The sequence below is a fragment of the Nocardia sp. NPDC004415 genome (assembly GCF_053602435.1).
In genome coordinates this window covers 98,862-105,469 of sequence record NZ_JBSGDP010000016.1, presented here as the reverse complement: position 1 = coordinate 105,469, position 6,608 = coordinate 98,862, and the positions used below count along the sequence as shown (strand labels likewise).

8 protein-coding genes and 1 pseudogene are annotated in these 6,608 nt (G+C 68.5%); 5 read left to right on the top strand and 4 right to left on the bottom strand.

From position 1 onward, the window contains the following. Positions 1-320: helix-turn-helix domain-containing protein (locus tag ACWEMY_RS10845; protein WP_452389819.1), on the bottom strand; the 320-nt coding region annotated here is incomplete at its 3' end. 102 nt (positions 321-422) lie between these two features. Between ACWEMY_RS10845 and ACWEMY_RS10840 the strand changes: the two genes are divergently transcribed. Beyond that, positions 423-710: a hypothetical protein gene (locus tag ACWEMY_RS10840; RefSeq protein WP_452389818.1), complete on the top strand. Its 288-nt coding sequence runs from the start codon at positions 423-425 to the stop codon at positions 708-710. A 175-nt stretch (positions 711-885) separates the two neighbouring features. Here ACWEMY_RS10840 and ACWEMY_RS10835 read toward each other — a convergent pair. From ACWEMY_RS10835 to ACWEMY_RS10825, 3 genes and pseudogenes are all read right to left on the bottom strand, one after another. Beyond that, positions 886-1,259 (bottom strand): annotated as a pseudogene (locus ACWEMY_RS10835) (macro domain-containing protein). A 132-nt stretch (positions 1,260-1,391) separates the two neighbouring features. After that, positions 1,392-2,762, bottom strand: coding sequence for a lipase family protein (locus tag ACWEMY_RS10830; protein WP_452389817.1), 1,371 nt, complete (start codon positions 2,760-2,762; stop codon positions 1,392-1,394). 194 nt (positions 2,763-2,956) lie between these two features. Beyond that, positions 2,957-4,183, bottom strand: a complete 1,227-nt coding sequence (locus tag ACWEMY_RS10825) for a lipase family protein (RefSeq protein ID WP_452389816.1) — start codon at positions 4,181-4,183, stop codon at positions 2,957-2,959. A 283-nt stretch (positions 4,184-4,466) separates the two neighbouring features. On the opposite strand from ACWEMY_RS10825, the gene ACWEMY_RS10820 reads away from it, so the two are divergent. The 4 genes from ACWEMY_RS10820 (at position 4,467) to ACWEMY_RS10805 (ending at position 6,581) form a co-directional block, all read left to right on the top strand. Then, positions 4,467-4,718 carry a hypothetical protein gene (locus tag ACWEMY_RS10820; protein ID WP_375927269.1) on the top strand — a complete coding sequence of 84 codons (252 nt, stop codon included), beginning with the start codon at positions 4,467-4,469 and terminating at the stop codon, positions 4,716-4,718. Between the two features lie 86 nt (positions 4,719-4,804). Beyond that, positions 4,805-5,296: a DUF2599 domain-containing protein gene (locus ACWEMY_RS10815; RefSeq protein ID WP_452389815.1), complete on the top strand. Its 492-nt coding sequence runs from the start codon at positions 4,805-4,807 to the stop codon at positions 5,294-5,296. A gap of 23 nt (positions 5,297-5,319) precedes the next feature. Next, entirely contained in the window at positions 5,320-5,988 is a 669-nt protein-coding gene (locus ACWEMY_RS10810; RefSeq protein WP_452389814.1) for an SDR family oxidoreductase, read from the top strand. A gap of 338 nt (positions 5,989-6,326) precedes the next feature. Then, positions 6,327-6,581, top strand: a complete 255-nt coding sequence (locus ACWEMY_RS10805) for a hypothetical protein (protein ID WP_452389813.1) — start codon at positions 6,327-6,329, stop codon at positions 6,579-6,581. Positions 6,582-6,608 lie beyond the last annotated feature (27 nt).

Sequence of the window (6,608 nt, the reverse complement as noted above, 5' to 3'; positions counted from 1 at the left end):
GTGCCATCGAGGATCAGATAGCTATGACCTGCAGCTTTCGCGGTCCGCAGCGCTGACTTCAATCCTGGTGCTCGTGCCGCGAGCAGCGTGGTTGTTTCCTCGACGTAGCGCCACGCCGTGGTCGTCGAGATACCGAACCCGGCCCCGAGTTCGGTGAAGGGTTCACCTTTGCGCAGGTAGACCAGCACGAGCATCGCTTGTTGACCCGGATCCAGTGCCCGCCAGCGTGAACCGATTTCGCGGCGGTGCCGGCGGATCACGTCGGCGACGAAGTGTAGGGTCGAAGGTGACAGCGGCAGCGCAGCAGGGTAGAACAGCAAGTGAAGCCTCTGGTGGACGAGTGGATGTGGTAATCAGCTCTCTTACCAGGGGCTTCGCCAGTTCGCATCCGGAGCGGCAGATTAATCATGCTGCGGTGCAACATGGTTCAGCGGCAGGATGAAAAAGGCTCACCGAAGAAATTGCAGAACGAGTGGACCGTTGATCACATAAGCTATGTCCGCAAGCCGGTGCCGTCGATTCACGAAGGCCATTCCAATGGAATCTGGCTGACGGGCGCCGGTCTGGAACAACTGAGCAACTATTTCGAACTGTTCACCGCCTCCCCCGGCTCGAAGTCGGATCTCCGAGTCTTTTCGCAATGGCTCATGCGACGACAGCGGACAAGTGCGCAGGTCAGACAGGGTGAAGGCACGTCCAGCACTTCATGACCGCTGTCGACACGGCACCTGGACATGGCGCTGACAACCTGTCGTCGCATAGGCAATCGACACCCCACTTCGTCCACGCGAGAACTCCATGGCGACAGCCGGATAACGAAGCGGTCGACTCAGGGCGAGCTCACGCACTCGTTCCCGGGCGAGCAGATACGAGTTTTCCGACTCCTCATTTCGGGGGTGAAAAGAGTTGAACGTCGACCACTGCGGACAACGGCTCCAATGTCTGGTAGATGAGCGGTTTTACGGTTGTCCAGGCGAGGCCGCCGTGGCCGCAGCCGAGTGCGGGGATGGCTATGGACCGGATGTCGGTCGCTTCGATCATGGCCGCGAGGGCTGGGAGGCCTGCGGCCACGTCGGCCAGGCGGCTCGGGGAACGCCAGTGCCGTTTCGTCGGGTAGTTGATGATGAACCGTGCGTGGCGCCGGTTGCCCACACGTGCATCTCACCGATCCGGACCTCGCCTGCCTGGGCGGCGCGGGCGTAGTCCTGGAACATCTGCGGGTAGGTTCGCTTGAACTGCAACGCGATTCCCTTGCCCATCACCCCGACCGTGTTCACGGCGTTGACGAGTGCTTCGGCGTCGGCGCCGAGGAGGTCGCCGGTGTGCTCACGGATCACGTGATCACCGTAGGCTCCGAGCGGCTGGAAGACGAGCTCGAGCGGGTACGGCGGTCAGCATTCGCTGTGGGCCGGGAGGCCCTGTAGGCGTTCGTCGAGCCACAGCATGGCTTCGGGGTAGCCGGTGACCGCGCCGATGACGTGTTCGCCGAAGACGCTGCGGTAGACCGCGTTCGCGCCGAGGGAGCACTGTTCGTTGTAGAGATTGCGGGCGCCGGCGGCGGGGATCCAGAATTCCTGTTCGCCGTTGTAGATGTAGAGCGGTGTCGCCGAGCGCATGCCTGACATGCGGGTGATCTCGTAGATCTCGGTGGCCAGGTCCGAGCGCAGTGGGTCGGTGATGTTGGCGCCGATGTCGATGGGCAGGTGCAGGGCGCCGGGCAGGGCGAAGACGCTGATGCACTGGTCCTTCATCGGCGAGGTCGCCACCCAGCGGGCGAGATTGTTCATGGCGGCCAGGATCTGTGGGCGTTCGCGGCCGATGGCGAAGGTCGCGGCCATGAAGACCCCGGAGGCCAGGTTGGCGTTCATGCTGCGCGAGAGGATCTCGAAGTCGGCGGGCACTCCGCCCAGCGCCGCGCCGACGATCACCTCGGCCAGTTCGGGTGCGTAGGACTCGATGAGTTTGGCCGCGCCGTGGGTGGCGATGGCGCCACCGGAGTAGCCGGTCATCGCGACCGGGCTCGCGCCGTAGGCCGCCGGATCGTAGCCGCGCATCGCGCGGATGGAGTCCAGGACGGCGTGACCGGCCATGTACGGCTCGGCGTAGGCCATCCACGGGCCTTCGTGGTCGGGCACCAGCACCGCGTACCCGCGCAGCGCGGCCAGCTGGGTGGTCGGCGGGAAGAAGTCGGTCATGTTGGTATCGAGCGTGAGCCCGTGCGAGAGCGTGTATCCCGGCGTGCAGGCCCGGCCGAGCGCATCGATGGGCAGGTTGTTGACCAGTACCGGGCGGTCTCCCGGCCCGGTCCAGTCGGCGGCGGGCACGATCAGGGTGGCGGTGGTGAACGACGGCCTGCCCTGGGCGTCGGAGGTGCGGAATTTCAGCAGCGCGGCCGAGCGCAACGGGACCAGGGTGAGCAGGCCCGCGGTCGCGGTGATGTCGCGGACCTCGATCAGCTCACCGGGTGCCAGCTCGGCCAGCCCGTCGGGCCACTGATCGAACATCGCGTCGCCGACCGGTGACGGCAGCACCGCCGCGTGCAGGGCGGCCAGTTCGGCCTCGGAATCACCGGCCGCGGCATCGGTCTGGATCGGGGACGGCAGGATCTGGTCGATCCAGCGCTGGATATCGGGCAGGAAACCGGGCGAACCGGGTTGTGGCACCGGGAATTCCGGTGTCGGCGGCGGATCGGCCGCGGCGGTGCCGACGGTGACCGAGCACAGTAATACGAGCGAACCGAGGAGAACACGCACAGATCTCATAGCACACACGCCTTCGGGTGGCGACGGAATCGTCGACAGACGTGACGCGTTGCGGTGCTTCGATTTCCGCCGAATCTCCCCCAAGAACGCCCGCCGTCAGTGCACTCACGGTAGCCCGCGCGGGCGCGCGGCCAAGCCGTCGTGCCCGACTCGTGTGCGCACCGCCGCCCGATCGCAACCTCGGGCGCGCCCGATCAGCAGGTGCTGGGTGCGGGTTCTCCACGCAGGCGCGCGTCCAGCCAGCCCACCGCCCCGGGCAGACCGAGCACGGCCGCGGTGAGATGGTCCGGGGTCGGCGTGGATTGGGTGACCACCGGCGCGCCCGCCACACACCAGCGGCGCATGGTGTCGGTGATGGCGTCGACGGGGATCAGGCCGTCGATGGGCGAATGCCATTCGAAGACCGGCATGGTGGGCGCGCCGTCGTAGAGCGCGAGGCTGTTCTCCTCCACCACCGCGCGGGCCTGCGGGTCGTCGACCAGGGAGGTGGTCGCGGCGAAGTCGAGAATGCCGTGTCCCGCACCGGTACTGAGGATGTCGTTGGTGCAGGCGTTCGCGATGGCGGCGCGGGCGGCCAGGCCACGGGCGTTCATCTGGTCGCTGATCGGGAACCGTTCGGGATACTCGCGTTCCAGCCCGATCCCCGCGGCCAGCGCCAGCCCGAACACCGGGTGCGAGCCGAAACCGAGCCCTTCCAGCATCGAGACCAGGTTCATCGGCACCCCGCCCATGGCCGCACCGGCGATCTCGACCTCGGGCGCGTAGGTGGGTTGCAGGGCCGCCGCCCACGCGGTCGCCATGCCGCCGCCGGAGTAGCCCGCCATCGCGACCCGGCTGTGCTGCACGCGCAACTGCTCCACCTGACGGATGGCCCGGATGCCGTCGAGGGTGACCTGTCCGCCCAGCTTCGCCGCGCCGTAGGCGTAGTTCGGGCCGAGATGGTCGGGCAGGGCCATCGTCCAGCCGCGGCGCAGCGCCACGTTCCAGAACACCGCCTCGCGCACCATGAGATTCGGGTCGTCGGTGTAGAGCACCTTGGACACCGAGCACTGCACGCCGAGCCCGTTGATGATGTGCTGATACGACAGCACCGGCGCGTCGGGCTGCTGGTTGTTCGGCTGCAGCACGGTGGTGGTGGCCGCGATCGGCTCGCCCGCGGAGTTGGTGGAACGGAACTGGATGAGGGTGACCGTGGTGTCGGGGAACATCGCCAGCGGCGGCATCGACCGCACCGCGAGCACGTCACCGGGCCGGTGATCGGCCAGGCCGGCGGGCTGACCGTACATCGGGTCGGGATCGGCGCTCGGGTAGAGCGGGGTGCCGTGGCTCGCGGCAGGGGTCACCGCGAGCAGCGCCGCCACCATCGTCGCGAGCAGTGTCCGGCGCGGCCGACTACGTCGCGCCGCGGCAATCCAGGTCATCCGGCTGTCCCTCCCGTGTCGCTGCCGTCACCGCCGATCCTGACCGGTACCGTGGCCCGTCGGAACCCCATCCCGGCAAGATCGGCGCGGCTCACAATCGCCGCCCGGCGATGCTGTGGCCGGAAGCAAGCCCTGTACCGCGCCCGCTGGGGTCGACGCACGCGACCGGCCGGGCGAACTGTGAGATCTCCAGGCGAAGACCAGAACATGTTCCACTCGATGGCCGGGGTCCTACCGTCGAGTAGGAAGGCGCCCACCAGCGCCGGGGCAGAAGGAGCACGCCATGATTCGCACCGACGAGAACATTGCCGCGACCTCCCAGCCGGTCGACCGGAGCGAAATACCCACGCGGCGGATCACGGTCTACTTCGATGGCCCCACCCCCGCGGACGTGCTGGTGCTGCGTTACGCCGCCACCCAGGCCGAAGCCTGGGAGTTCACCTCCGCGGCGGTCGCGGCCGGGCTGCTGGTCACCGTGGACGGCCAGGTCGGCCCCGGTTTACGCCGCCTGCCCTGCCGCTCACTCTGGCACTGAGCCCGCGCGAGCACCGGCACGGCCCCGGCCGCCGCACTAGGCTGGCCGGGCGGCCCGTACCGGTGCCGCGGGAACAGGAGGCGTTCGTGATCCGGTGGTACCACCCCGCGCTGGCCGTCTGCGTGGCCGCCGCGCTCGCCGGCTGCGGTCCCGCCGACGAGCCCACCGCGTCCGCCTCGACGACGACCACGACCACCACGCCGCCGCGCACCACCCCGCGCGTCCCCGCCACCATCGCACCGCCGACCACCACGGTCGACCCCTATGCCGGGCAGCCGCTCATCGATCACGTGAGCTGGACCGAGAACGTCGACGGCCCCCGCCTGCAGATCTTCCCGACCGTCGCGGGCCGCAAGACCGCGGCGCCGGGGGCCGATCAGCTCGCCTGGGGCGAGGTCCTGGCGGCGGACGCCACCGCGGATTCCCCCGGCATGTTCGACCAGTTCCGCTGCCACTGGGTCTGGGCCAGGATGGTGGCACCGGACAAGCCGAGCTGGAATCTCGAACCCTGGCGACCCGATGTCGGCTACCCGGCCACGGTGTCGGCCAACTGCAATCCCGGCGGCCCGGAACGCTGACCGCCCCGAAAGGAGCACCTCGCATGCGCATCGTCATCGCCGGTGGACACGGCAAGATCGCTCTGTTGCTCGCCCAGCGGCTCACCCGCCGCGGCGACCGGGTCCATGCCCTGATCCGCGACCCCGCCCAGGCCGCCGACGTCGCCGCCACCGGTGGCGTCCCGGTGATCTACGACCTCGAACGCGACACCACCGACGACCTGGCCGCCGCCCTCGACGGCTCCGACGCGGTGGTCTACGCCGCGGGCGCAGGCCCGGGCAGCGGCGTCGAGCGCAAGTACACCGTGGACCTGGGCGGCTCGGTGGCGCTGGCCGACGCCGCCGAGCGCACCGGCGTGCGGCGGTTCGTGCAGATCTCCACCATGGGCGCGGGTCAGCCGCCCGCGCCCGGCACCGACGAGGTGTGGGCGGCCTATCTCGACGCTAAGACCCGCGCCGAGGACGATCTGCGGGCCCGCACCCTGGACTGGACGATCGTGCGGCCCGGCCGGCTGACCGACGCCGAAGGCAACGGTCTGGTCACGCTCGGTCCGCCGCCGATTCCGCGCGCCGACATCCCGCGCGCCGACGTGGCCGCCGCGCTCGCGTCGATCTTGGTCGCGGACAACACCTTTCGGCACACCCTCGAGCTGGTCTCCGGCACGCAGCCGATCGACACGGCGGTCGCCGCGATTTCGATAGCCGAAAATTAACTATCGCAACAGTATTCGCCGGTCGGAGTCATTCCAGATTCCACCGGTGGGCATTCCGGCGACCAAGGAATACCTATGAACCGCCGGTCACGCCATCGCCCGGGAGATCCGCCCGGCCCGCACCGCGGGGCCGCCACGGATTCGCCGCTCAGAAGCCGGGAAATGCAGCGCATCGAGACGGAATCGATCGTGCAGATGTGCTTGCATCTGAAAGTGTCCCCGTCCTAAACTCAGGGCCGCAACACAATTCAGGGGATAGTCAGGGGAGGCCGCGAGCGGCTCACCCGGGGTATTAGTTGCCCTGGGTTTGCCACTGCCTAAACACAGGGGCGCTCAAAATGAACAACACCACAGGCCGTTTCGGTCTCGCCGATCGCGCGGGGACCACCTTCCCGATCACCTCCGGGTGTTCCAGGGAGACCGCGGTCGCCTTCGTCATCGACGCCGTGGAATCCACCGGCGCGGCGACTCGCAACGACTTCGACATCGACCGGATCGTGACCACCGCGCACGAGATGGCCGACGACTGGGACCTGCAGACGCTGGCCCCCGACACCTTCTGGCGCATCGCCGCAGGCTGTATCCGCTACTGACGACAACGCCGACCGGCTCCGTGCCGG